Here is a 2,361-nt window from a genome sequence, read left to right as displayed (position 1 = left end):
TCGATTCAGGTCATCAGAAGGAGAGGTTAGTGAGGAGAAAATATTTCTGAAAGTATTGAAAGTTCTAAAATGAAGTTAGCCAGTCGAGAGTATAAAAAATATCTCAGAGAGATAGCATGTCGTTCACCACAAACACGTTAAAGGAGCTCCGAGATGCACAACCATTACACTACAAAAGGCAAACATTTGAAACTAACAGAACGTCGTTTGATTGAACGATGGCAATCTGAAGGAATCAGTCATCGCCAGATTGCCGCTTTACTTGGAAAAGCCCGCAAACTATTAACAACGAAATCAAACGAGGAGTCGTTGGGCAACAAGTGCGCAAATGAAGGTTTGAGAGGGTCTATCGGGCTGATGCAGCGCAAGGTGTTTATGATGAAAACAGAACTAAATCAGTTCGGCCAGTCACCTTGACCAAGGAATTGAAAGAACGTATTGTGCACTACTGGGGGCAGAAATATCCGCCTGAAATGATGGTCAAAGCCAAAGTCATCCCTGTGCCAATTTCCACCATCTACTACTGGATTCACCACAGACATTTAGGGATTGCACCATTTGAGAAGCTTTATCCACGCAAAAGCAAAGCAGAGAAAAAGCAAGCTAGTCAAAACTTTAAACCTGCTGGAAAGTCTATTGAGGAACGACCAGAGAGTATCAATAAGCGTGACAATCTAGGCGATTATGAGTTTGATACCGTTATTCAGACGCGCGCTAAAAACGAGTGCTTACTGACACTCATAGACAGGAAGAGTCGCTTTCAAATCATTCGTCTCATTCCTGACAAGTCAGCGACATCAGTGAATCAAGCTTTGAAAGGTATTCTACAAAACTATCACATCATCCCAATCACAGCGGATAACGGGACAGAATTTAGTCGATTGGCAGATGTCTTTGACCTTGAGTGCTCCTATTATGACCACCCTTACGCCTCTTGGGAAAGAGGAACCAACGAGAACCATAACCGACTCATTAGATGATGGTTGCCAAAAGGCACTAAGAAAACGACCACAAGAATGGTCATCTTCATCGAAAATTGGATTAACAACTATCCAAAGAAATGTTTGAACTATTTATCTCCTAGACAATTTTTACTAAATGGCTAACGTGGACTTGAAATTTGGCTTTCTGAAAGTATGTGAAAATAATAACTAAATTTACTCAATTCCTTTAAATCTATAGGATTTTATGGTAGAATGTAGATATACTATAAAATAGAAGAGGTATGTGAAATGTCACGTAAACCAATTATTGCCGGAAACTGGAAAATGAACAAAAATCCTCAAGAAGCAAAAGCTTTTGTTGAGGCAATTGCAGGTAAATTACCAGCAACTAACAAAGTAGAAGCAGCTATTGCAGCACCAGCTGTTGACTTAGTAGCTTTGCTTGACGCTAACGTTGAAGGACTTAAAGTTGCTGCTCAAAACACTTATTCAGAAGATGCCGGTGCTTTCACTGGTGAAACGTCTCCAAAAGTATTGTCAGAAATGGGTGTTAATTACGTTGTTATTGGTCACTCAGAACGTCGTGACTACTTCCACGAAACTGATGAAGACATCAATAAAAAAGCTCACGCTATCTTTAAAAATGGTATGACGCCGATTATCTGTTGTGGTGAGTCTCTTGAAACTTATGAAGCTGGTAAAGCTGAAGAGTTTGTAGGAGCACAAGTTTCAGCAGCATTGAAAGATTTGTCAGCTGAGCAAGTAGCATCACTTGTTATTGCTTACGAACCAATCTGGGCTATCGGTACTGGTAAATCAGCTACTCAAGATGATGCTCAAAAAATGTGTAAAGCTGTTCGTGATGTTGTTGCAGCAGATTTTGGTCAAGAAGTTGCAGACAAAGTTCGCGTTCAATACGGTGGTTCAGTAAAACCTGAAAACGTTGCTTCATACATGGCTTGCGAAGATGTTGATGGTGCACTTGTTGGTGGAGCATCACTTGAAGCTGAAAGCTTCCTTGCTTTGCTTGAATTCTAAGTCTAAAATAAGCTAAATCCCTAACAACTCAAAATTTTTTGGGTTGTTTTTTTTATATAGGATTGATTTCGTTTGTCTGAGTGAGATTGTAGGCGTGCACAGGAGGAATCATGGTGTAGTAGTAGCTGTAGTCAGTCTATAGTAGTGACAAAATACTGTGAAACGAGCGCCCTGATCGAGTTAGATGAAGTATTATATTGAGTAGCGAAAAGTTACTATTGTGATAGTTTTGTTCGTATGCTAAACAATAATTGTTTTAGAATAACTGTGGTAAGTGATACGAAGGATGGGACATCTTTAGGATAGTATTATTAAGAACCTGTATTCACAAAGTTATAAAGCCCTTAAAAGACGATTAATGTGTGATAGTTTGACAAAA

General features: G+C 39.3%; 1 protein-coding gene and 1 pseudogene. Both read left to right on the top strand.

Features of this window, described 5'->3' with window-relative positions; genetic code table 11:
- Window positions 1-153 precede the first annotated feature (153 nt).
- Window positions 154-1,106 (top strand): annotated as a pseudogene (locus ACMZ6U_RS10130) (IS30 family transposase).
- Window positions 1,107-1,232: 126 nt separating this feature from the next.
- Window positions 1,233-1,982, top strand: a complete 750-nt coding sequence (gene tpiA, locus ACMZ6U_RS10125) for a triose-phosphate isomerase (RefSeq protein WP_416108301.1) — start codon at window positions 1,233-1,235, stop codon at window positions 1,980-1,982.
- Window positions 1,983-2,361 lie beyond the last annotated feature (379 nt).

Source organism: Streptococcus pluranimalium (assembly GCF_047785745.1).
Taxonomy (GTDB): Bacteria; Bacillota; Bacilli; order Lactobacillales; family Streptococcaceae; genus Streptococcus; species Streptococcus pluranimalium_B.
The sequence above is the reverse complement of the archived record's forward strand: the minus strand, read 5'-3'. Positions and strand labels throughout refer to the sequence as shown.